This window comes from Pseudomonas mercuritolerans (genome assembly GCF_025706525.1).
Classification (GTDB): Bacteria; Pseudomonadota; Gammaproteobacteria; order Pseudomonadales; family Pseudomonadaceae; genus Aquipseudomonas; species Aquipseudomonas mercuritolerans.
Genome location: NZ_JAMSHA010000002.1, coordinates 692080 through 714605, shown reverse-complemented (window position 1 = coordinate 714605; position 22526 = coordinate 692080). Strand labels below are relative to the sequence as shown.

The following is a 22526-nucleotide window of genomic DNA, read 5'->3' as shown; positions in this document are numbered from 1 at the left end:
CATGGAGTGACTGGATGAAAATCATCATCCTCGGTGCGGGACAGGTCGGCGGTTCGCTGGCCGAACATCTGGCCAGCGAGGCCAACGACATCACTGTGGTCGACACCGATGGCGAGCGCCTGCGCGACCTCGGCGACCGCCTCGACATCCGCACCGTGCAGGGCCGGGGCTCGCTGCCGTCGGTGCTACGTCAGGCCGGTGCCGACGACGCCGACATGCTGGTCGCGGTGACCAACAGCGACGAAACCAACATGGTCGCCTGCCAGGTCGCCCACACGCTGTTCCACACGCCGACCAAAATCGCCCGGGTGCGCGAAGCGTCGTACCTCAATCGCGAGGAACAGCTGTTCCAGAACGAAGCGATTCCGGTCGACGTGCTGATCAGTCCCGAGCAGGTCGTGACCAATTACATCAAGCGCCTGATCCAGCACCCCGGCGCGTTGCAGGTGATCGACTTCGCCGAAGGCGCGGCGCAACTGGTAGCGGTGCGCGCCTACTACGGCGGGCCGCTGGTGGGCCAGCAACTGCGCCAGTTGCGCGAGCACATGCCGAACGTCGAAACCCGCGTCGCGGCGATCTTCCGCCGTGATCGGCCGATCCTGCCCCAGGGCGACACGGTGATCGAGGCCGATGACGAGGTGTTCTTCATCGCCGCCCGTGAGGACATTCGCGCGGTGATGAGCGAAATGCGCCGCCTCGACGAAACCTACAAACGCATTGTCATCGCCGGCGGCGGGCAGATCGGCGAGCGTCTGGCCGAGGCCATCGAAAGCCGTTATCAGGTGAAGATCATCGAGATGAGCCCGGCGCGTTGCCGCTACCTCTCCGACACCCTCGACAGTACCGTAGTGTTGCAGGGCAGTGCCTCGGACCGCGATCTGCTGCTGGAAGAGAACATCGCCGACGCCGATATCTTCCTCGCCCTGACCAACGATGACGAAGCCAACATCATGTCGTCGCTGCTGGCCAAACGGCTGGGGGCGAAGAAGGTCATGACGATCATCAACAACCCGGCCTACGTCGATCTGATCCAGGGCGGCGACATCGATATCGCCATCAGCCCGCAACTGGCGACCATCGGCACCTTGCTCGCCCACGTGCGTCGCGGCGATATCGTCAGCGTGCACTCACTGCGGCGCGGCGCGGCGGAAGCGATCGAGGCGATTGCCCACGGTGATGCGAAATCCAGCAAGGTGATCGGCAAGCCAATCGAAAAGATCGGCCTGCCGCCTGGCACCACCATCGGCGCGGTGATCCGCAATGAGAAAGTGATCATCGCCCACGACGACACGGTGATCGAAGCGGGCGACCACGTGATTCTGTTCCTTGTGGATAAAAAGCATATTCGCGATGTGGAGAAGCTGTTTCATGTGGGGTTGAGCTTTTTCTGACCTGAAAACAACGTTGCCCGTAATTGCCCCTTCGCGAGCAGGCTCGCTCCCACAGTGGAATGCATTCCAACTGTGGGAGCGAGCCTGCTCGCGAAAGCGGTCTGACAGACTCGCTGGTTCTCTGACGAACAATAGAAAGGAATCCGCCAATGCTCGAATCCCTGGAAAAAATGCTCGCCAAGCGTGTGGATAACGCTCTGCTGCGCTTCGGTCTGGGCAAGGGTTATCTGGACTTGGGTGACAACGCCAAGGCTGCCGAGCATTTTCAGCGTTGTGTCGCTTTCGATCCGAAATACTCGGCAGCGTGGAAGCTGCTGGGCAAGGCGCAGCTGGCGCTGGGCGATCACGCCGCTGCGCGTCAGGCCTGGGAACAGGGCCTGGAAGCGGCCTGCGCCCACGGTGACAAACAGGCCGAGAAGGAGATGACGGTATTCCTGAAAAAGCTCGAGCGGCAGGCGCCTTGAGCTACCGATTGAGCAAGGCGAGCCCGTCTGCATCAAGCGTCACCCCATCGAAGTTGCTCAGTACCAGCGCGCCTCGCCCGGCGGACGCTTCTTGAAGCGTTTCATGCTCCACATGTACTGGCTCGGATACGCCGCAACATAACGTTCCACTACCTTGCTCATCGCCGCGCAGGACTCTGCGGTATCGGTGCTGTACATCGCTTCGGGCGCGGCTTCGAGAATGACTTTGTAGCCCGAGCCGTCAGGCAGGCGCAGGGCATGCAGGAACACACCGACCGCTTTGCCGCCGGCCAGCATGTTCGGCACGAATTTGCTGGTCAGCGCCTGAGTGGCGAAGAACGGCACGAAAATCCCGGCGGATTCGGCCGGTTCCGGGTCGGCGGGGATGCCCACAGCACCGCCCTTACGCACTTCCTTGATGACGCTGAGAATGCCTTCCTTGGTCGACGCTGCGACCTTGTTGCCCAGCTGCACGCGCTGTTTGCGCAGCAATTCATCCACTGCCTTGAGCTTCGGCGGACGGTAGAAAATGATCGGTTTGCACTGGCTGCAATAGAAGTGGTTGAGCACTTCCCAGTTGCCGAGGTGGCTGGTGATGCCGACCACGCCTTTGCCCGAGGCCAGCGCATCCTTGAGCACATCGAGGCCTTCGACTTCACGGACCAGATCGATCGAGCGCTGCGCCGGCCAGATCCACGCGCAGGCGCTTTCGGTCAGCGACTTGCCGATGTCCTTCAGACTCTGACCGACCAGACGCTCACGTTCGGCCGCATCCATCTGGGGAAAACACTTGGCGAGGTTGATCCGCAACACGTCGCGGGAACGGTTGGGGGTTTTCCACATGATCCAGCCGATCGCCGAACCCACGGCCTGCACGGCTCGCCATGGCAGCAGGGCAAACAGCCGCAGAGCGCCTACCAGCAAGGCGCCTTTAAACTTTTCCACAGGTCACTCCTGATCTTTGTGCTGTGCGCGAGGCGCGCATTCTAACCGGCGTTGGCGAGCTGCGCGTAGCGGTCGCAATCCTGGGTGTGGTCCATGACCATGCCCGAGGCCTGCATCAGCGCGTAGCAAATGGTCGGACCGACGAAGGTGAAGCCGGCTTTTTTCAGCGCCTTGCTCATCGCCAGCGCTTCGGGGGTGATCGCCGGGACTTCGCTGCGATCCTTGAAATGATTGATGATCGGTTGCTCGCCAACAAACGACCAGAGCAACGCCACCGGATCTTCCAGCGCCAGCCAGGCCTGAGCATTGCGCCGCGCAGCATTGAGTTTGAGGCGATTGCGGATGATGCCCGGGTCGAGCATGAGCTCGTCGATTTCGGCATCGCTCATCTGCGCCACGCGCTGCACGTCAAAGCCGAACAGCACCTCGCGATAGCGCTCACGTTTGCGCAACACCGTGATCCACGACAGCCCGGCCTGGAACCCTTCGAGCAAAAGCAACTCGAACAAACCCTGCGCATCGCGCAGCGGCGTGCCCCACTCCTGATCGTGATAAGCCATGTACAGCGGATCTTCGGTACACCAAAAGCAGCGTGGCATAAGGCTCCAGGGGGCGTGCGCAGCAACGAATCGGGTATACTCCCGCTCTTTAAATCGCAGCCCAAGAAACAGGTGAATTTCGTGAGCCAGCCTACGCCAGCCGTGCGTACCTTCCAAGACTTGATCCTCGCGCTCCAGCAATACTGGGCCGAGCAAGGTTGTGTGGTACTTCAGCCCTACGATATGGAAGTAGGCGCCGGCACTTTCCACACCGCGACCTTCCTGCGCGCCATCGGCCCGGAAACCTGGAACGCCGCTTACGTGCAGCCAAGCCGCCGTCCGACTGACGGCCGTTACGGCGAAAACCCGAACCGTCTGCAGCACTACTACCAGTTCCAGGTAGTCCTGAAGCCGAACCCGGACAACTTCCAGGAGCTGTATCTGGGCTCGCTCAAGCATGTCGGCCTCGACCCGCTGGTGCACGACATCCGCTTCGTCGAAGACAACTGGGAATCGCCGACCCTCGGCGCCTGGGGTCTGGGCTGGGAAGTCTGGCTCAATGGCATGGAAGTCACCCAGTTCACCTACTTCCAGCAAGCGGGCGGCATTGAGTGCTACCCGGTGACCGGCGAGATCACCTACGGTCTCGAGCGTCTGGCGATGTACCTGCAAGGCGTCGATTCGGTCTACGACCTGGTCTGGGCTGACGGCCCGTTCGGCAAAGTCACCTATGGCGATGTGTTCCACCAGAACGAAGTGGAGCAGTCCACCTACAACTTCGAACACGCCAACGTCGACAAACTGTTCGAGCTGTTCGACTTCTATGAAAGCGAAGCCAAGCGCCTGATCGAACTCGACCAGCCGCTGCCGTTGCCGAGCTACGAAATGGTGCTGAAGGCGTCGCACACCTTCAACCTGCTGGATGCGCGCCGGGCGATCTCGGTGACCGCGCGTCAGCAATACATTCTGCGCGTGCGCACCCTGGCGCGTTCCGTTGCGCAAGCCTACCTGCTGGCACGCGCCAAGCTGGGCTTCCCGATGGCGACCCCGGATCTGCGTGACGAAGTACTGGCCAAGCTGGAGGCTGCACAATGAGTGCGCAAGATTTTCTGGTTGAACTGGGCACCGAAGAACTGCCACCCAAAGCCCTGAACACTTTGGCTGATGCGTTCCTCGCCGGTATCGACAAGGGCCTGCAAGCCGCCGGCCTGAGCTACGAAAGCAAAACCGTGTATGCCGCACCGCGTCGTCTGGCCGTGCTGATCACTGCGCTGGCCTCTCAGCAGCCGGATCGCAGCATCAACCTCGATGGCCCGCCACGTCAGGCCGCGTTCGACGCTGATGGCAATCCGACTCAGGCCGCTCTGGGCTTCGCCAAGAAGTGCGGCGTCGAGCTAAGCGAAATCGACCAGAGCGGTCCGAAACTGCGCTACAGCCAAAACATCGCCGGCAAGCCGACCGCGAGCCTGCTGCCGACCATCGTCGAAGATTCGCTGAACGACCTGCCGATTCCGAAACGCATGCGTTGGGGGGCACGCAAGGAAGAATTCGTGCGTCCGACCCAGTGGCTGGTGATGCTGCTCGGTGACCAGGTCATCGACTGCACGATCCTCGCGCAGAAGGCTGGCCGTGATTCCCGTGGTCACCGTTTCCATCACCCTGAGAGCGTGCGCATCGGTTCGCCGTCGAGCTACCTCGCCGACCTGCGTGCCGCGTACGTATTGGCCGATGCCAACGAGCGTCGCGAGATCATCAGCAAGCGCACCGAAGAACTGGCCACGCGTCAGGAAGGCACGGCGATTGTGCCGCCGGCGCTGCTTGACGAAGTGACCGCGCTGGTCGAATGGCCGGTGCCGCTGGTGTGCTCGTTCGAGGAACGCTTCCTCGACGTGCCGCAGGAAGCGCTGATCACCACCATGCAGGACAACCAGAAGTACTTCTGCCTGCTGGATGCCGACGGCAAGTTGCTGCCACGCTTCATCACTGTGGCCAACATCGAAAGCAAAGACCCGCAGCAGATCATCGCCGGTAACGAGAAAGTGGTGCGCCCACGCCTGACCGACGCCGAGTTCTTCTTCAAGCAGGACAAGAAGCAGAAGCTCGAAGAGTTCAACCTGCGCCTGCAGAACGTGGTGTTCCAGGAAAAACTCGGCAGCGTCTACGACAAGGCCGAGCGCGTATCGAAACTGGCCGCGTACATCGCCGCACGCATCGGCGGCAACGCCTCGTGGGCAGCCCGCGCAGGCCTGCTGTCGAAGTGCGACCTGGCCACCGAAATGGTCGGCGAGTTCCCGGAGATGCAAGGTGTCGCCGGTTACTACTACGCCCTCAATGACGGCGAGCCACAGGATGTCGCGCTGGCACTGAACGAGCAGTACATGCCACGCGGTGCCGGTGCCGAATTGCCAGCGACCCTGACCGGTGCAGCCGTCGCCATCGCCGACAAGCTCGACACTCTGGTCGGCATCTTCGGTATCGGCATGCTGCCAACCGGCAGCAAAGACCCGTATGCCCTGCGCCGTGCGGCACTGGGCGTGCTGCGTATCCTGATCGAGAAACAACTGGATCTGGACCTGAACGACGCCGTGGCTTTCGCGGTGAATGCGTTCGGCGGCAAGGTCAAGGCTGCCGGTCTCAACGAAGCCGTGCTGGAATTTATCTTCGACCGCCTGCGTGCGCGTTATGAAGACGAAGGCGTCGACGTCGCCACTTACCTGTCGGTCCGTGCCCTCAAGCCGGGCTCGGCGCTGGACTTCGACCAGCGTGTGCAGGCGGTTCAGGCCTTCCGCAAACTGCCGGAAGCGGCAGCGCTGGCGGCGGTGAACAAGCGTGTGTCGAACCTGTTGAGCAAAGTCGAATGCTCGGTACCGACCGTGGTCGAGGCCAAGTATTTCGACAACGCCAACGAGTTCTCGCTGTATTCGGCAATCCAGCAAGCGGATCAGGCGGTGCAGCCAATGGCCGCGGCGCGGCAGTACAACGAATCACTGGCGCGCCTGGCGGCCCTGCGCGAGCCGGTCGATGCGTTTTTCGACGCAGTGATGGTCAATGCCGACGATGCCAATGTGCGGGCCAACCGTTACGCGCTGCTGGCGCGTCTGCGTGGGCTGTTCCTCGGTGTTGCCGACATTTCGCTGCTGGGTTGAGGGATTGCTGTTGAAACTGCTGATTCTCGATCGTGACGGCGTGATCAATTACGACTCCGACGCCTACATCAAGTCGGTGGAGGAGTGGATTCCGCTGCCCGGCTCGATCGAAGCGATTGCGCAGTTGAGCAAGGCCGGCTGGACGGTGGCGGTGGCCACCAACCAGTCGGGCATTTCTCGCGGCTATTACGACCTCGCCACCCTCGAGGCCATGCACGCGCGCCTGCGCGAGCTGGTCGCGGAGCAGGGCGGTGAAGTTGGCTTGATCGTGTATTGCCCGCATGGCCCGGATGAGGGTTGCGATTGCCGCAAACCGAAACCAGGAATGTTGAAAACCATTGCCGAGCATTACACGGTGCCGTTGACCAACGTCTGGTTCGTCGGCGACAGCCTTGGTGACCTGGAGGCCGCCAAAGCCGTCGATTCACAGCCAGTTTTGGTGAAGACCGGGAAAGGCGAGAAGACTCAGGGCAAAACCCTGCCGGTTGGCACTCTGATTTTTGACGATCTGGCGGCGATTGCCGCAGAACTTATCCACAACTAGAGTACTTCTGAATTTCCTGGCCAGGGATTGCTCGGGAGTGCGCTTGAACAGTCGGGGCATTGCCCCGTAACGGTAACCGTCGCCATGTCGATACTGCGGGCCTTCAGAATCTTTGTTTTTTATCTGCTGCTGGGCACAACAGCGTTGCTGTGGTGCAGCCTGAGCTTTTTCATCGCGCCGTTTCTGTCCTTCAAGGCGCGCTATCGTTTCATCAACGTGTACTGGTGCCGTTGCGCCCTGTGGCTGACCAAGGTTTTCCTCGGCATCCGCTACGAAATCAAAGGCGCGGAGAACGTGCCGGACCGGCCCTGCGTGATTCAATCGAACCACCAGAGCACATGGGAGACGTTCTTCCTCTCCGCTTATTTCTCGCCATTGAGCCAAGTGCTCAAGCGCGAATTGCTCTACGTGCCGTTCTTCGGCTGGGCCATGGCCATGCTGCGCCCGATCGCCATTGACCGCGACAACCCGAAAGCCGCGCTCAAACAGGTCGCGGCCAAAGGCGATGAGCTGCTCAAGGACAACGTCTGGGTGCTGATTTTTCCGGAAGGGACACGAGTCCCGTACGGCACCGTTGGGAAGTTCTCTCGCAGTGGCAGCGCATTGGCTGTGAATGCGGCGCTTCCGGTGCTGCCGATTGCACACAATGCCGGCAAATTCTGGCCGAAAATCGGCTGGGGTAAACAGTCCGGAGTGATCACCGTGGTCATTGGCGAACCGATGTATGCCGAAGGCAGTGGGCCGCGCGCCATCGCTGATCTGAATGACCGTGTGCAGGCGTGGAACGAGAAAACCCAGCGCGAAATGGGCTCGCTGCCACCGGCGCCACAGGCACCGGCCGCGAGTGACCAACTGGCTGTCTGAATTTTGTGGATAACCTGTGTACGCTTTTGCTTCAAAAGACCGTAATTGTTTTTTAACTTGTTGATTTTAATCAATATTTATTAATCGATGAGTTGAACGAAATCCGTGCATAAGTTTTATTCGGATGTAAAAAAGCCGGCCGTTATAGCCGGTTTTTTTGTGCCCCTTTTTCATTCAGCAATCAGCGGCAACTCGATGCGGAATGTGGTTCCGGTATCGACCACGCTATGACATTCGATCGTCCCGCCATGATGGTCGATCACAGCCTTGACCATCGACAAACCCAGGCCCACGCCGTCGATGCCCTGAGCGGAGGAGAAACGCCGATACTGGCTGAACAGGTCAGGCAATTCATCGGCAGAAATCCCCTTGCCCTGATCGGTCAATTCGCAGCGCAGCCACTGTCCGTGACAACTGACCTTTAGTTGCACAGTGGTGTCTGCCGGGCTGTACTTGATCGCGTTCTCCAGCAGGTTGAACAGGGCGCGCGTCAGCAATCCCTGATCGGCCAGAAGCAGACGCTCCTGGCATTCTTCATCGACTTGATTCAATAGTTCGATATGTTTCTGCTGAGCGATGGGCAGGGCCTGATCGAGGACGTCCAATACCAGCATCGCGAACAATGTCGGGCGGAACTGGTAGGTCTCGGACTCAGCCCGCGCCAACAAGGCGAAACCATCGGTCAGATCCAGCGCTCGGCGCACCTGACGCTCAATCTGCTCGAACAACGGCGCATCAGCGCCCGCCTGATGACGATGTACATCCAGCAGGGCGAGAATCGCCGAATGTGGCGCGCGCAGGTCATGGGAGAGAAAGCGCAGCAGAACGCCGCGCTGCTCCTCGGCCGCACGCTCGGCACTCAAATCCGTCAGGCTGAGCAGCCAACCGATCGGCGTATCGCCGTCGACCGGCAGCAGCGCTGCTCTTTCCAGGCGCAGGCTGCGCTCCTTGTGATCGCGAAATTCCAGCAGCGCCAGCGTGGCCAGCGGCGGTCGCGGCGTTGTGGACAACTCCGGATAGCCGAGCCGTGCCAGTTGATCGAGTACGTCGTCGCCCACCAGCGGATCCTCGAACAACTCGCGCGCCTTGCGATTGCCCAGCAGAATCTTGCCCTGCGGATCACTGATCAGCGTCGCCACCGGCAGGTATTCCAGGCCATCGGCAATGAAGCGCCGGGTATCGCGGGTACGGCTCATGGCTTGTTCGAGCGCCATGATCTGGCCTTGCAACTGGTCGGCACCGGTGAAACGAGTCCGGCGTCGTTCCGGGAAGACTTTCGGTTCACTGTCCAGACGCGCCAGCTCCCAGCCGAAATAGGTCAGCACCACACTCAGGCGCCGCCAGTTCCAGATCAGGTAACCGAACAACATGCCCAGCGCGGCAGATGTGGGCGACCACCAGTAGCGGATCTCGGCGAGCAGGGCGCTGGCAATCAGCGTACAGGCCATACCGATCAGGGTGACCCACAGCGCCCAGCGCGGTCGCCACAGCAATAATCCCAGCACACAGGCGACCATTGCCACCGACAGCAGCGCGCCGAGCGCCGGCGACGGATTGTGCAAATTGATCTGGGCGCGATAAGACAACAAGGCAGTCAGTGGCAACAGCACTAGACTTATCCACAACCACTCGCGCACCAGCCGGCGGAACAGACGCTGGACCTGGCTCGGCTCACGACTTTCACGTCGACGTTGAGGATTACGCATAAGGCAAAGGGCAGGGCAGCGGGAATGGTTTCATAGGTCTCGGGTCTGAAGCGTAGACCCGAGGAATCATAGCGGACGTCGGCCAGCGACGGGCCGCTTCTTTCATCGCGGCCGAGGAGTCGCTATTGTCGACATCCCAGCCCCAGCGACAAGGAACACCGCCGATGCGCGTTGCCATTCTGGACGACGAACCCGCCGAACTGCGCCGGGTCGAGCAAACCCTGGAGCAAATGGCCGAAGCTGGCGAACAGCCGTGGTCACTGCACAGCTTCGAGCGCGGCGAAGACTTGTTGCGCCAGTTGCGCCGGGAGACTTTCGACCTGCTGATCCTCGACTGGCAACTACCGGACCTGACCGGCTTGGCACTGCTACGCTGGACCCGCGAACACATGGACGCGCCACCCGCCGCAATCATGCTCACCAGCCGCGATGGCGAGAGCGATATCGTTCAAGCCCTGAACGCCGGTGCCGATGACTATGTCAGCAAGCCGTTTCGCCCCAATGAGTTGAAGGCGCGGGTGGCAGCGGTATTGCGTCGGCATAGCCAGCCGCGCAGCGCAGCGGGTGAAGTGCAGACGTTTCACGATCTGGTTTTCGACGACGCCGAACTGACCGTCACCCGTGAAGGCAAACCGATCCTCATGACTGAGCGCGAATACCGCCTGGCGCGATGTCTGTTCAGCAATCTGGGTCGGCCGCTGTCGCGGGACTATTTGTATGAGCGCTTCTGGCCGAACGAGGAGACGACATCCTCGCGACCACTGGATACGCACATCTACCGGCTGCGCAACAAGCTGGGGCTGACGGCGGATCGCGGTTGGCAGTTGCTGACGATTTATGGATATGGGTATCGGTTGGAGAGTGTGGCGACAGGGGGCGACTGAGCCACGACAATCGAAAGATTATCTAACGATGAAAAAGGGTCTCAGGGAATTGACTGCTTATCACGAACAATCGAAAGCTGCTGCCTCCATCGTGGTGTTCGAGGCCAGCGTTATCTCGGGTGACTGTGCCGAGGCTTTGCAGACCTTGGGTTTGCGCGTGACACCTGTGGCGCTGAATGAAGATAACGTCATGGCTCTGATGAGCATGCGGCCCGACTACGTGCTCACCATCAACTTCAATCAGTACATCAGTGAAGTCTGCGAACTGCTGAGAATTCCTTATCTGGCCTGGGTGATCGATACCCCGTGCTATCCGATCTATGACAAAGCGATCAATCATTCACACAGCTTTACTTTCATCTATGACGCGTCAGTTGCGCGCGGGTTGAGGCAGAGCGGGGTTCGGCAGGTCTATCATCTGCCGGTCGCTGCCAACCTGGAGCGCATTGATCAGATCGATTGTTTCTCGCAGGATTCGTCTTTTGGAAACGACATCAGTTTTGTCGCCAACCTGACCCGTACCGAATACCGGACTTCGATGTTGCCGCACCTTTCGCCGCAGACCGGCGAGCGGTGTCAGCGGCTGATCGACTTGCTAGATCAACCCGAGGGTTTCTTGAACCTGTCGGCGCAGTTGGGCGAAGAGCTTATCGGCACGATCAAGCAAGAGTCGAGCTACCCGCTGGTGGGCGATCACTATCTTTCGGTGGCGCAGAAGCTGGCTTACCTGCTGGGCAGAGAGCATTCGTGGCAAGAACGCATCGACATTATTCAACAGCTTGAAGAACGCTTCAGGGTTGCCGTGTATGGCAATAATGAATGGCAAGCCCAAGTCCGCAGCTACGTCGGACATGCCGACCACTTCGCAGAGATGCCGGGGATTTTCCAGCGCTCGAAAATCAACCTCAACATCATCCGCTCGTTCGTGGAATCTGGCCTGCCGATGCGCGTGTTTGATGTGCTCAGCTGCGGCGGCTTCCTTGTCAGCAACGATAAGGATGACCTGCACAAGCTGTTCACCGATGGCAAAGATCTGGTGATCTATCGCGACACTCAGGATCTGATCGAAATTTGCGGCTATTACCTTGAGCACGATGAAGAGCGCAGGGCGATTGCCCGGCACGGGCGGGCAACATTGGCGCAAAATCATACCTTTGTGCAGCGCATGAGCGACATGCTGTCCACGGTGCAGAGTGAGCTGCGCGGTGAGCCAGGGGCGTTCAGCCGCTGGTATCACTGATCTCGTTCCCTCCGACATAAAAAACCCCGGCGCACTGGCCGGGGTTTTTTATGGGCGGGCAAACAACAGGGATCAGAAATCCAGGTTGGAAACCGCCAAGGCGTTGCTCTCGATGAAGTCCCGGCGAGGTTCGACCGCATCACCCATCAGGGTGTTGAAGATCTGGTCTGCACCGATGGCGTCTTCGATGGTGACCTTCAGCATGCGCCGCACGCTTGGATCCATGGTGGTTTCCCATAGCTGATCCGGGTTCATTTCACCCAGACCCTTGTATCGCTGGATAGTGTGGCGCTTGGTGCTTTCGGCCATCAGCCAGTCAAGGGCTTCCTTGAACTCGGTAACGGCTTTCTTGCGCTCGCCACGCTGGATGTACGCACCTTCGTCGAGCAGGGTGCTCAGCTGCGCGCCCAGGGTGACCACGGTTTTGTAGTCGTTGCTGCCGAAGAAGTCGCGGTTGAAGGTGACGTAGTTCGACAGGCCGTGGGAGATCAGTTCGACCTCTGGCAGCCAGACGCCACGTTCACGGTCTTCGCGCAGGCTGGCCTTGTAGACCAGGCCGGACTTCTCGTTGGTCCGCAGGCGGACCTCGTACTGGGCCAGCCACTCTTGCATCGCTGCGTGGTCGCCAAGGGTTTCCAGGCTGACGGCCGGCAGGTAGATGAAGTGCTCAGTCAGTTCCTGCGGGTACAGGCGCGACAGACGCTTGAGCGTCTTCATGACCATGCGGAAGTCATTCACCAGACGTTCCAGCGCTTCACCGGAAATGCCCGGGGCTTCTTCGTTCAGGTGCAGGCTGGCATCTTCCAGGGCCGACTGCGTCATGTACTCTTCCATGGCGTCGTCGTCTTTGATGTATTGCTCTTGCTTGCCTTTCTTGACCTTGTACAGCGGCGGCTGGGCAATGTAGATGTAGCCGCGCTCGATCAGCTCCGGCAGCTGACGGAAAAAGAAGGTCAGCAGCAGGGTGCGGATGTGCGAACCGTCGACGTCAGCATCGGTCATGATGATGATGTTGTGATAGCGCAACTTGTCGATGTTGTACTCTTCGCGCCCAATGCCGCAGCCCAGCGCAGTGATCAGCGTGCCCACTTCCTGGGAAGAGATCATTTTGTCGAAACGGGCTTTCTCGACGTTGAGGATCTTGCCCTTCAACGGCAGGATCGCCTGGGTCTTGCGGTTACGTCCCTGCTTGGCAGAACCGCCCGCGGAGTCACCCTCCACCAGGTACAGTTCGGACAGCGCCGGGTCTTTTTCCTGGCAGTCCGCGAGTTTGCCCGGCAGGCCGGCGATGTCCAGTGCACCTTTGCGGCGGGTCATCTCACGAGCCTTGCGCGCCGCTTCACGGGCACGGGCGGCGTCGATCATTTTGCCGACCACCAGCTTGGCTTCGTTGGGGTTTTCCAGGAGGAAGTCGGAGAAATACTTGCCCATCTCCTGTTCCACCGCGGTCTTAACTTCGGAAGACACCAGCTTGTCTTTGGTCTGCGAGCTGAACTTCGGATCCGGTACTTTCACCGAGATGATCGCGGTCAGGCCTTCACGGGCATCGTCACCGGTGGTGGCGACTTTGTGCTTCTTCGCCAGACCTTCCTGCTCGATGTAGTTGTTCAGGTTACGCGTCAGTGCCGAGCGGAAGCCCACCAGGTGGGTGCCGCCGTCGCGCTGCGGGATGTTGTTGGTGAAGCACAACAGGTTCTCGTTGAAGCTGTCGTTCCACTGCAGGGCGATTTCCACGCCGATGCCGTCTTCACGCTGAATGTTGAAGTGGAACACCTGATTGACCGCAGTCTTGTTGGTGTTCAGGTATTCAACGAACGCACGCAGGCCGCCTTCGTACTTGAACAGCTCTTCCTTGCCGCTGCGCTCGTCCTTGAGGACGATGCCGACACCGGAGTTGAGGAAGGACAGTTCACGAATGCGCTTGGCGAGGATGTCCCAGCTGAAGTGAATGTTCTTGAAGGTTTCGCTGGACGCCTTGAAGTGGATCTGGGTGCCGGTGGTTTCGCTGTCGCCAACGATGGCCATCGGTGCCTGAGGCACACCGTGGACGTAGGTCTGTTCCCAGATCTTGCCACTGCGGCGAACGGTCAGGACCAGCTCTTCGGACAGTGCGTTCACTACCGAAACACCTACACCGTGCAGACCGCCGGAAACCTTGTAGGAGTTGTCGTCGAACTTACCGCCAGCGTGGAGGACGGTCATGATGACCTCAGCGGCGGAAACGCCTTCCTCTTTATGCACGTCTACCGGGATGCCACGACCGTTGTCTTTAACGGTGATGGATTCGTCCGGGTGGATGATGATGCTGATGTCGTCGCAATGGCCGGCGAGGGCTTCGTCGATCGAGTTGTCGACCACCTCGAACACCATGTGGTGCAGACCGCTGCCATCGTCGGTGTCACCAATGTACATACCGGGACGTTTGCGTACGGCATCCAGGCCTTTCAGCACTTTAATGCTCGTTGAGTCGTACGTATTTTCTTCGCTCAATGCCTTCACTCCCGATGGTCGTGGGTCTGGGTGATACGGCCCTGTTCCACGTGGAACAAAGCGACTGGCGTTTCCGTCTGCCAGCCTTCCCTCAGTAATTCGTGATCTACACAGGTGATGAACACCTGGCAGCGTAAGTCTTCCAGCAAGCGGCACAGCGCGCGACGGTGGCTCTCGTCCAGCTCGGACGGCAAGTCATCCACCAGATAAATACACTGTCCGCGGCGGGCCTGGCTGACCAGGTGCCCTTGGGCAATCCGTAGTGCACAGACCACAAGCTTCTGCTGACCCCGGGACAAGATGTCCGCGGCATTGTGTGCGCCCAATCTGAGACGCAAATCAGCTCGTTGCGGTCCGGCCTGGGTGTGCCCCATCTGCTGGTCCCGTTGCACGGAACCGGCGAGTACGGCGCTCAATTCGCGGTCCTTGTCCCAGCCTCGGTAATAGCTGAGCGTCAAACCCTCGAGCTCAACCAGTTCGCTCAAGGTCTGTTCGAAGACCGGTTTCAAGGCTGTGATGTAAGCGCGGCGGTATTCATCGATTTCAGCGCTGGCCTGGCACAGTTCCCTGTCCCAAACCGCTTGCGAAACGGCGTCAAGTGTACCATGCCGCAGCCAGGAGTTTCTCTGGCGCAGCGCCTTCTGCAAACGCTGCCAAGTGGCCATGAAACGCGGTTCAACGTGGAACACACCCCAGTCGAGAAACTGCCGGCGAATCTTCGGCGCGCCTTCCAGCAGACGGAAGCTGTCCGGGTTGATCAACTGCAACGGCAGGATCTCCGCCAGCTGCGCAGCGCTACGGGCGTTCTGGCCATCGATGCGAATCTGGAACTCGCCCTGACGGTCGCGAGAAATCCCCAACGCACTGTGTCCGCCTTCAGCCAGCTCAACCTGACCAAATACCGTACAGGCGAGCTGTTCGTACTGAATGACCGGCAACAGCCGCGTGCTGCGAAACGAACGGGCAAGCCCCAGCAGATGAATGGCTTCCAGAACACTGGTTTTGCCGCTGCCGTTGGCGCCGTAAAGAATGTTGATGCGGGGGGAGGGGGAGAAGGTCACCGGGTGCAGATTACGCACCGCGGTGACCGAAACACGACTTAACGACATTCAGGATCAGCTGATTACAGACGCATCGGCATGACAACGTAAGCCGAATCGTCATTGTCGGATTCTTGCACCAGCGCACTGCTGTTGGAGTCGGACAGGATCAGGCGAACCTGCTCGGTGGTCATCACGCCCAGCACGTCGAGCAGGTAGCTGACGTTGAAACCGATCTCCAGCGAGCCGCCGTTGTATTCAACGCCCACTTCTTCTTCAGCTTCTTCCTGCTCCGGGTTGTTGGCCTGGATCTTCAACTGACCGCTGGCCAGTTGCAGACGGATACCGCGGTACTTCTCGTTGGACAGAATCGCGGTACGGCTGAACGCTTCACGCAATGCCTGACGATCGCCGAGTACCAGTTTGTCGCCACCTTTCGGCAGTACGCGCTCGTAATCCGGGAATTTACCGTCGACCAGTTTCGAGGTGAAAGTGAACTCGCCAGTGGTGGCGCGGATATGGTGCTGGCCGAGGACGATGCTGACATTGCCGTCCGGCTCGGTGAGCAGACGCGCCAGCTCGAGGATACCTTTACGCGGCACGATTACCTGATGACGATCAGGCTGACCGATATCGGCCTGCATCGAGCACATCGCCAGACGGTGACCGTCGGTGGCCACGGCGCGGATCACACCAGCGGAAACTTCCAGCAGCATGCCGTTGAGGTAGTAACGCACGTCCTGCTGGGCCATGGCGAAGCTGGTGCGTTCGATCAGGCGACGCAGTTTGCTTTGCTCCAGGCTGCAGGTCAGCGAGCCCGGGCCTTCTTCAACAGTCGGGAAATCGTTGGCCGGCAGCGTCGACAGGGTGAAGCGGCTACGACCGGCCTTTACCACCAGTTTCTGCTCGTCGACCTTGATATCGATCAGCGCGTCGTTGGGCAGGCTTTTGCAGATGTCCATCAGCTTGCGCGCCGGCACGGTGATGGAACCGGTTTCGGCCGGCTCTTCGAGTTGCACACGACCGACCAGCTCGACTTCCAGGTCGGTACCGGTCAGCGACAGTTGCTGGCCTTCGACGACCAACAGCACGTTGGACAGTACCGGCAAGGTCTGTCGGCGCTCGACGACGCCTGCGACCAGTTGCAGGGGTTTCAACAGGGCTTCGCGTTGAATGGTGAAATGCATGGTCTCGTCCCTTGCCTTAATAAGCTGCGCTGGTGTTCATCAAGTGGTCAGTGTACGCAGCAGGTTCTTGTAGTCCTCGCGGATGTCCGCGTCGGATTCCTTAAGTTCGTTGATCTTGCGGCAAGCGTGCAACACGGTGGTGTGGTCGCGGCCGCCAAACACGTCGCCGATTTCCGGCAGGCTGTGGTTGGTCAGTTCCTTGGACAGCGCCATGGCCACCTGACGCGGACGTGCCACCGAGCGCGAACGGCGCTTGGACAGCAGGTCGGAGATCTTGATCTTGTAATACTCGGCGACGGTGCGCTGAATGTTATCCACAGAGACCAGTTTGTCCTGCAATGCCAACAGGTCTTTCAGGGACTCACGAATCAGCTCGATGGTGATGTCGCGACCCATGAAGTGCGAGTGGGCGATCACGCGTTTCAGCGCACCTTCCAACTCGCGGACGTTGGAGCGGATACGCTGGGCAATGAAGAATGCGGCGTCATGTGGCAGATCGACTTTGGCCTGATCGGCCTTCTTCATCAAAATCGCCACACGGGTTTCCAGCTCCGGCGGCTCGACCGCAACGGTCAGGCCCCAGCCGAAGCGGGATTTGAGGCGCTCCTCAAGGCCTTCGATTTCTTTCGGGTAGCGGTCACTGGTGAGAATGACCTGCTGACCACCTTCAAGCAGGGCGTTGAAGGTGTGGAAAAACTCTTCCTGGGAACGCTCCTTGCGAGCGAAGAACTGAATATCGTCGATCAGCAAGGCGTCCACCGAACGGTAGAAACGCTTGAATTCGTTGATGGCGTTCAGTTGCAACGCCTTGACCATGTCGGCCACAAAGCGCTCGGAATGCAGGTATACGACCTTGGCATTCGGATTCTTCTTTAATAGATGGTTGCCCACCGCGTGCATCAAGTGGGTTTTACCCAAGCCGACGCCACCATAAAGGAAGAGCGGGTTGTAACCGTGCTTGGGATTGTCCGCCACCTGCCAGGCCGCCGCACGGGCGAGCTGGTTGGATTTACCTTCAACGAAGTTTTCGAAGGTGAACGTGCGATTCAGGTAACTGGTGTGCTTGAGCGCACCTTCTACCTGCACGGTGCGCTGCTCCGCGCGAACCGGGGCCTGCTGCGAAGCGGCGCCGGCCATCGGGTCGAAGCTGTCGCGGGAAGGTTCTTCGCTGACTTCAGCGGCCTTCTGTGTGGAACGTTTGGCCGGAGCAGGGGCTGGCGTCGGTGCCGGATTGCTCGCTGGCACATTATTCGCCTGCGCCTGAGCAACCTGCGCGGCCGCCAGCGGCGCATTGGGTGCAGCACGAGGTGCCGAGCTGCGTTTGCTGCCTATTAACAAGGACAGCGCCGGCGTCGAGCCATTGCCGTGCTCATCCAGCAGTTCAAGGACGCGGCCCAGGTACTTTTCGTTGACCCAGTCCAACACGAAACGATTCGGTGCGTAGACGCGCAACTCGTCGCCTTCGGCTTCGACCTGTAGTGGACGGATCCAGGTGTTGAATTGTTGGGCAGGCAGCTCTTCGCGCAAAAGCTCCACGCACTGCTGCCAAAGTTCCACTGACACGGATATCCCCTAAGTTGAAAGCCGGTGAGGCAAAAACAAGCGGCCATTGTAGCGGCGAGCGATTCACTTATCCACATGCAGGTAGGTTCGTCACCATCATTTATCAACGCTTTAACGCATTAAAAGGCGACCAACGGCATGTGAATAAGCCCTGTGGATAAACGCCTCTGAGGCCACTGGACAACTGGGGGCTAAACCCGGTGGATAACACGCCTGTGGATAACAGGCCATTCCACGCACAGCTTATCCGATAGCGCAGCACAGGCTGAACACGGTTTTCCACCGTAGTTGTCATTCTCTGTACAGCCCGTGGAATAAGGCACCATGGCAGTTATCCACAGAAGATGGCGTGTCTAGCTTTTACAAGCTTTACAGAAAAGCTTTAAATAATTCCCTTCTTTATTTCTATATCTGGCTGACAGGCTTTCAAGCTCAAAACCTGCCCGGATCTATTTATAAGGAAACGCTGGTTGGAAATTGACCTGAAGGCTTGCTTTCTCTAGAATCCCCGGTCTCTTAAAACGGGGGCCATTCCGGCCCGTTGTGGACGAACCAGGTAACACGACATGAAACGTACTTTCCAACCAAGCACTATCAAACGCGCTCGTACCCACGGTTTCCGTGCTCGCATGGCTACCAAGAACGGCCGCGCAGTCCTGTCGCGTCGTCGCGCCAAAGGTCGTGCGCGTCTGGCAGTTTGATAATCCGGTACTGGAGGTGAGTCAGGACTTCAGTCGGGAAAAGCGTCTGCTTACCCCCCGGCATTTCAAGGCAGTCTTTGACTCCCCTACCGGCAAGGTTCCGGGGAAAAATCTCCTGCTCCTTGCACGCAACAACGATCTTGATCACCCCCGTCTCGGGCTGGTTATCGGGAAAAAGAGCGTAAAGCTCTCCGTTGAGCGCAATCGCCTCAAACGTCTGATGCGCGAATCGTTCCGTCTGCACCAGGATTCACTGGTCGGCTGGGACATCGTTATCGTCGCGCGCAAAGGTTTGGGTGATGTAGAAAACCCCGAATTGATTCAGCATTTCGGCAAACTCTGGAAGCGTCTGGCACGCAACAAGCCCGTTCCGGCAGTCAAAACCGAAACTGTAGGGGTAGACAGTACCGATGCGTAAACTGGCCCTCGTTCCGATCCAGTTTTATCGCTATGCCATTAGTCCTTTAATGGCCAGCCACTGTCGCTTCTACCCCAGTTGTTCCTGCTACGCGTATGAAGCCATTGAAAATCATGGCCTTCTGCGCGGTGGCTGGCTGACCTTTCGTCGTTTAGGTCGCTGTCATCCGTGGAATCCCGGTGGTTATGACCCGGTTCCACCTGTCCCTACCTCCCGTTCTTCTTCGATGGCCGAGTAATCATGGATATCAAACGCATGATCCTGATCGTCGCCCTGGCAATCGTGTCCTACGTCATGGTTCTTAAATGGAACCAGGATTATGGCCAGGCTGCCCTGCCGACTCAGAATGTTGCTTCCAGTACGACTACATCCGGTTTGCCGGACACCGCCACTGGCACAAATGCCGCCAGTGACGATATTCCGCGCGCCGCCAGCGATACCAGCGCACCTGCCGAAACGCCGGTCGCCGCCAGCAAGGATCTGATTCAGGTCAAGACCGATGTGCTCGATCTGGCGATCGATCCACAGGGTGGCGATGTTGCGCAACTGACTCTGCCTCTGTATCCACGTCGTCAGGATCGTCCTGATGTGCCGTTCCAGCTGTTCGATAACGGCGGCGAACGTGTGTATCTGGCGCAAAGCGGTCTGATCGGTACCAACGGCCCGGATGCAAACCCGGCCGGTCGTCCGGTTTATTCCTCGGAGAAGAAGGTTTACCAACTGGCTGACGGTCAGGATCAACTCGTCGTTGACCTGAAATTCAGCAAGGACGGCGTCAACTACATCAAGCGTTTCACCCTGAAACGTGGCCTGTACGACGTCGCTGTCTCCTACATTGTGGATAACCAGAGCGCTCAGCCCTGGAACGGCGCAATGTTTGCCCAGTTGAAGCGCGACGCCAGCGCTGATCCGTCGTCGACCACTGCTACCGGCACCGCGACTTACCTGGGCGCTGCCCTGTGGACAAGTTCCGAGCCGTACAAGAAAGTGTCGATGAAGGACATGGACAAGGCGCAGCTCAAGGAAACCGTCACCGGTGGTTGGGTTGCCTGGCTGCAGCACTACTTCGTGACCGCATGGATTCCGGCCAAGGGCGAAAACAACATCGTCCAGACCCGTAAAGACAGCAAAGGCAACTACATCATCGGTTACACCGGTCCTACTCTGACCGCTGCTCCAGGTGCAAAAGTTGAAACCAGCGCTGTGCTGTACGCCGGTCCGAAAAGCCAGGCTGTGCTGAAAGAGTTGTCCCCAGGTCTGGAACTGACCGTCGACTACGGCATTCTGTGGTTCATTGCCCAGCCGATCTTCTGGCTGCTGCAACATATCCACGCCATTGTCGGTAACTGGGGCTGGTCGATCATCTTCCTGACCATGCTGATCAAAGGGATCTTCTTCCCGCTGTCGGCCGCCAGCTACAAATCGATGGCGCGCATGCGTGCCGTGGCTCCGAAACTGGCTGCGCTGAAAGAGCAACATGGCGATGACCGGCAGAAAATGTCGCAGGCCATGATGGAGCTGTACAAGAAAGAGAAGATCAATCCACTGGGCGGCTGCTTGCCGATCCTCGTGCAGATGCCGGTCTTCCTGTCGCTGTACTGGGTTCTGCTGGAAAGCGTGGAGATGCGCCAGGCGCCGTTCATGCTGTGGATCACTGACCTGTCGATCAAGGATCCGTTCTTCATTCTGCCGATCATCATGGGCGCAACCATGTTCATCCAGCAGCAGTTGAACCCGACTCCTCCGGATCCTATGCAGGCGAAAGTGATGAAAATGATGCCAATCATCTTCACCTTCTTCTTCCTGTGGTTCCCTGCTGGTCTGGTGCTGTACTGGGTTGTGAACAACTGCCTGTCGATTGCACAACAGTGGTACATCACGCGTAAGATCGAAGCGGCGACGAAAAAAGCCGAGGCGTAACTTGCACTGTGGATAACACCACTCAAAACGCCCCCTAGTGGGGCGTTTTGCTATCTGCCACTTTTGTCTGGATGCCGCTTTATGAGCACACCCCGTGAAACCATTGCCGCTGTCGCCACTGCTCAAGGGCGCGGCGGTGTGGGCATCGTCCGTATTTCCGGGCCGCTGGCCAGCGTGGCGGCAAAAACCATAAGCGGCCGTGAACTGAAACCGCGATACGCCCATTACGGGCCGTTTTTCAGTGACGACCAGCAGGTGCTGGATGAAGGTCTGGCTCTGTATTTTCCGGGGCCGAACTCGTTTACCGGCGAAGACGTCCTGGAATTGCAGGGCCACGGTGGCCCGATCGTGCTGGACATGTTGCTCAAGCGTTGCTTGGAATTGGGTTGTCGTCCGGCCCGTCCGGGGGAATTCAGCGAGCGCGCTTTCCTCAACGACAAACTCGATCTGGCCCAGGCCGAGGCAATCGCCGATTTGATCGAAGCCAGTTCTGCACAGGCTGCGCGCAATGCGCTGCGTTCATTGCAGGGTGCGTTTTCCCAGCGTGTGCATAACTTGACCGAACAATTGATTGGTCTACGCATCTACGTCGAAGCGGCGATCGACTTCCCGGAAGAGGAAATCGACTTCCTCGCCGATGGCCATGTGCTGAGCATGCTCGACAAAGTCCGCGACGAGTTATCCACAGTACTGCGCGAAGCCGGGCAGGGGGCTTTGTTGCGCGATGGCATGACCGTGGTAATAGCTGGTCGGCCGAATGCCGGTAAATCCAGCCTGTTGAATGCCTTGGCTGGTCGAGAAGCGGCCATCGTTACCGAAATCGCCGGCACCACGCGGGATATCCTGCGCGAACATATCCACATCGACGGCATGCCGTTGCACGTTGTCGATACAGCAGGCCTGCGGGACACAGACGATCATGTGGAAAAGATCGGTGTGGAACGGGCATTGAAAGCCATTGGTGAAGCGGATCGGGTTTTACTGGTGGTCGATGCGACCGCACCAGAGGCACGGGATCCTTTTGCCTTGTGGCCAGAATTCCTCGAGTCTAGACCGGATCCGGCGAAAGTCACCCTGATCCGGAACAAAGCCGATCTGACCGGTGAAGCGGTTTCTCTGGAAACCAGTGACGACGGCCACGTGACCATCAGTCTCAGCGCCAAGTCCGCCGAAGGCCTTGACCTGCTGCGTGATCACCTCAAGGCTTGCATGGGTTACGAGCAGACGTCGGAGAGCAGCTTCAGCGCACGTCGTCGGCATCTGGAAGCACTGCGCCACGCCAGCGCGGCACTGGAACATGGCCGCGCGCAACTGACCTTGGCCGGGGCTGGTGAATTGCTCGCCGAGGATTTGCGCCAGGCTCAGCACTCACTGGGTGAAATTACCGGTGCATTCAGCTCAGATGACTTGCTGGGGAGGATTTTCTCCAGCTTCTGCATCGGCAAATAAAAGAAGGGGCTGTGGATAATTAACCCACAGCCCCT

At 58.9% G+C, this 22526-nt stretch carries 20 protein-coding genes; 13 read left to right on the top strand and 7 right to left on the bottom strand.

All coding sequences use genetic code 11. From position 1 onward, the window contains the following. Positions 1-14 precede the first annotated feature (14 nt). A complete protein-coding gene (gene trkA / locus ND528_RS08015) occupies positions 15-1391 on the top strand; it encodes a Trk system potassium transporter TrkA (RefSeq protein WP_016772381.1) in 1377 nt (458 codons plus the stop codon). 149 nt (positions 1392-1540) lie between these two features. Then, a complete protein-coding gene (locus ND528_RS08010) occupies positions 1541-1855 on the top strand; it encodes a tetratricopeptide repeat protein (RefSeq protein WP_263470050.1) in 315 nt (104 codons plus the stop codon). 57 nt (positions 1856-1912) lie between these two features. Here the strand turns inward: ND528_RS08010 and ND528_RS08005 are convergent, their stop codons facing one another. Further along, a complete protein-coding gene (locus ND528_RS08005; protein WP_263470049.1) occupies positions 1913-2800 on the bottom strand; it encodes a lysophospholipid acyltransferase in 888 nt (295 codons plus the stop codon). Positions 2801-2841: 41 nt separating this feature from the next. Continuing rightward, a complete protein-coding gene (locus ND528_RS08000) occupies positions 2842-3399 on the bottom strand; it encodes a DNA-3-methyladenine glycosylase I (RefSeq protein WP_125916983.1) in 558 nt (185 codons plus the stop codon). An 81-nt stretch (positions 3400-3480) separates the two neighbouring features. Here ND528_RS08000 and glyQ point away from each other — a divergent pair, with 81 nt between their 5' ends. The 4 genes from glyQ (at position 3481) to ND528_RS07980 (ending at position 7893) form a co-directional block, all read left to right on the top strand. After that, entirely contained in the window at positions 3481-4434 is a 954-nt protein-coding gene (gene glyQ, locus ND528_RS07995) for a glycine--tRNA ligase subunit alpha (RefSeq protein WP_003187265.1), read from the top strand. Beyond that, complete coding sequence (glyS, locus tag ND528_RS07990; RefSeq protein WP_263470048.1) at positions 4431-6485, top strand: glycine--tRNA ligase subunit beta; 2055 nt, start codon at positions 4431-4433, stop codon at positions 6483-6485. The genes glyQ and glyS overlap by 4 nt, the downstream gene beginning before the upstream one ends. Before the next feature lie 4 nt (positions 6486-6489). Then, on the top strand, positions 6490-7029 hold the full coding sequence (gene gmhB, locus ND528_RS07985) for a D-glycero-beta-D-manno-heptose 1,7-bisphosphate 7-phosphatase (RefSeq protein ID WP_263470047.1): 540 nt from the start codon (positions 6490-6492) through the stop codon (positions 7027-7029). Positions 7030-7113: 84 nt separating this feature from the next. Then, positions 7114-7893 (top strand): lysophospholipid acyltransferase family protein, encoded by a 780-nt coding sequence (locus tag ND528_RS07980; RefSeq protein ID WP_137214499.1) that lies wholly within the window; start codon positions 7114-7116, stop codon positions 7891-7893. A 170-nt stretch (positions 7894-8063) separates the two neighbouring features. Here the strand turns inward: ND528_RS07980 and ND528_RS07975 are convergent, their stop codons facing one another. Next, a complete protein-coding gene (locus tag ND528_RS07975; protein ID WP_263470046.1) occupies positions 8064-9599 on the bottom strand; it encodes a sensor histidine kinase in 1536 nt (511 codons plus the stop codon). Between the two features lie 164 nt (positions 9600-9763). Between ND528_RS07975 and ND528_RS07970 the strand changes: the two genes are divergently transcribed. Both ND528_RS07970 and ND528_RS07965 read left to right on the top strand, forming a co-directional pair. Then, the gene (locus ND528_RS07970; RefSeq protein ID WP_130911441.1) at positions 9764-10483 is read left to right on the top strand and encodes a response regulator transcription factor; all 720 of its coding nucleotides are present in this window, start codon (positions 9764-9766) and stop codon (positions 10481-10483) included. Then, positions 10437-11723: a CgeB family protein gene (locus ND528_RS07965; RefSeq protein WP_263470045.1), complete on the top strand. Its 1287-nt coding sequence runs from the start codon at positions 10437-10439 to the stop codon at positions 11721-11723. The genes ND528_RS07970 and ND528_RS07965 overlap by 47 nt, the downstream gene beginning before the upstream one ends. A 72-nt stretch (positions 11724-11795) precedes the next feature. On the opposite strand, the gene gyrB is transcribed toward ND528_RS07965, so the two are convergent. Genes gyrB through dnaA form a run of 4 tightly spaced genes read right to left on the bottom strand, consistent with a single transcriptional unit; the run spans position 11796 to position 18003 of the window. Then, positions 11796-14213 carry a DNA topoisomerase (ATP-hydrolyzing) subunit B gene (gyrB, locus tag ND528_RS07960; protein ID WP_024014948.1) on the bottom strand — a complete coding sequence of 806 codons (2418 nt, stop codon included), beginning with the start codon at positions 14211-14213 and terminating at the stop codon, positions 11796-11798. Positions 14214-14218: 5 nt separating this feature from the next. Further along, complete coding sequence (gene recF / locus ND528_RS07955) at positions 14219-15322, bottom strand: DNA replication/repair protein RecF (protein ID WP_016772389.1); 1104 nt, start codon at positions 15320-15322, stop codon at positions 14219-14221. 14 nt (positions 15323-15336) lie between these two features. Continuing rightward, a complete protein-coding gene (gene dnaN / locus ND528_RS07950; RefSeq protein ID WP_016772390.1) occupies positions 15337-16440 on the bottom strand; it encodes a DNA polymerase III subunit beta in 1104 nt (367 codons plus the stop codon). 39 nt (positions 16441-16479) lie between these two features. Then, a complete protein-coding gene (gene dnaA / locus ND528_RS07945; RefSeq protein WP_130903171.1) occupies positions 16480-18003 on the bottom strand; it encodes a chromosomal replication initiator protein DnaA in 1524 nt (507 codons plus the stop codon). A gap of 566 nt (positions 18004-18569) precedes the next feature. On the opposite strand from dnaA, the gene rpmH reads away from it, so the two are divergent. From rpmH to mnmE, 5 genes are all read left to right on the top strand, one after another. After that, on the top strand, positions 18570-18704 hold the full coding sequence (rpmH, locus tag ND528_RS07940; protein ID WP_003213577.1) for a 50S ribosomal protein L34: 135 nt from the start codon (positions 18570-18572) through the stop codon (positions 18702-18704). Between the two features lie 16 nt (positions 18705-18720). Further along, positions 18721-19122 (top strand): ribonuclease P protein component, encoded by a 402-nt coding sequence (rnpA, locus tag ND528_RS07935; RefSeq protein ID WP_024014946.1) that lies wholly within the window; start codon positions 18721-18723, stop codon positions 19120-19122. Then, entirely contained in the window at positions 19115-19360 is a 246-nt protein-coding gene (gene yidD, locus ND528_RS07930) for a membrane protein insertion efficiency factor YidD (protein WP_027901580.1), read from the top strand. The genes rnpA and yidD overlap by 8 nt, the downstream gene beginning before the upstream one ends. Positions 19361-19362: 2 nt before the next feature. After that, positions 19363-21042, top strand: coding sequence for a membrane protein insertase YidC (yidC, locus tag ND528_RS07925; protein ID WP_263470044.1), 1680 nt, complete (start codon positions 19363-19365; stop codon positions 21040-21042). A gap of 81 nt (positions 21043-21123) precedes the next feature. Continuing rightward, positions 21124-22491 carry a tRNA uridine-5-carboxymethylaminomethyl(34) synthesis GTPase MnmE gene (gene mnmE, locus ND528_RS07920; protein WP_263470043.1) on the top strand — a complete coding sequence of 456 codons (1368 nt, stop codon included), beginning with the start codon at positions 21124-21126 and terminating at the stop codon, positions 22489-22491. The last annotated feature ends 35 nt before the right edge of the window (positions 22492-22526 follow it).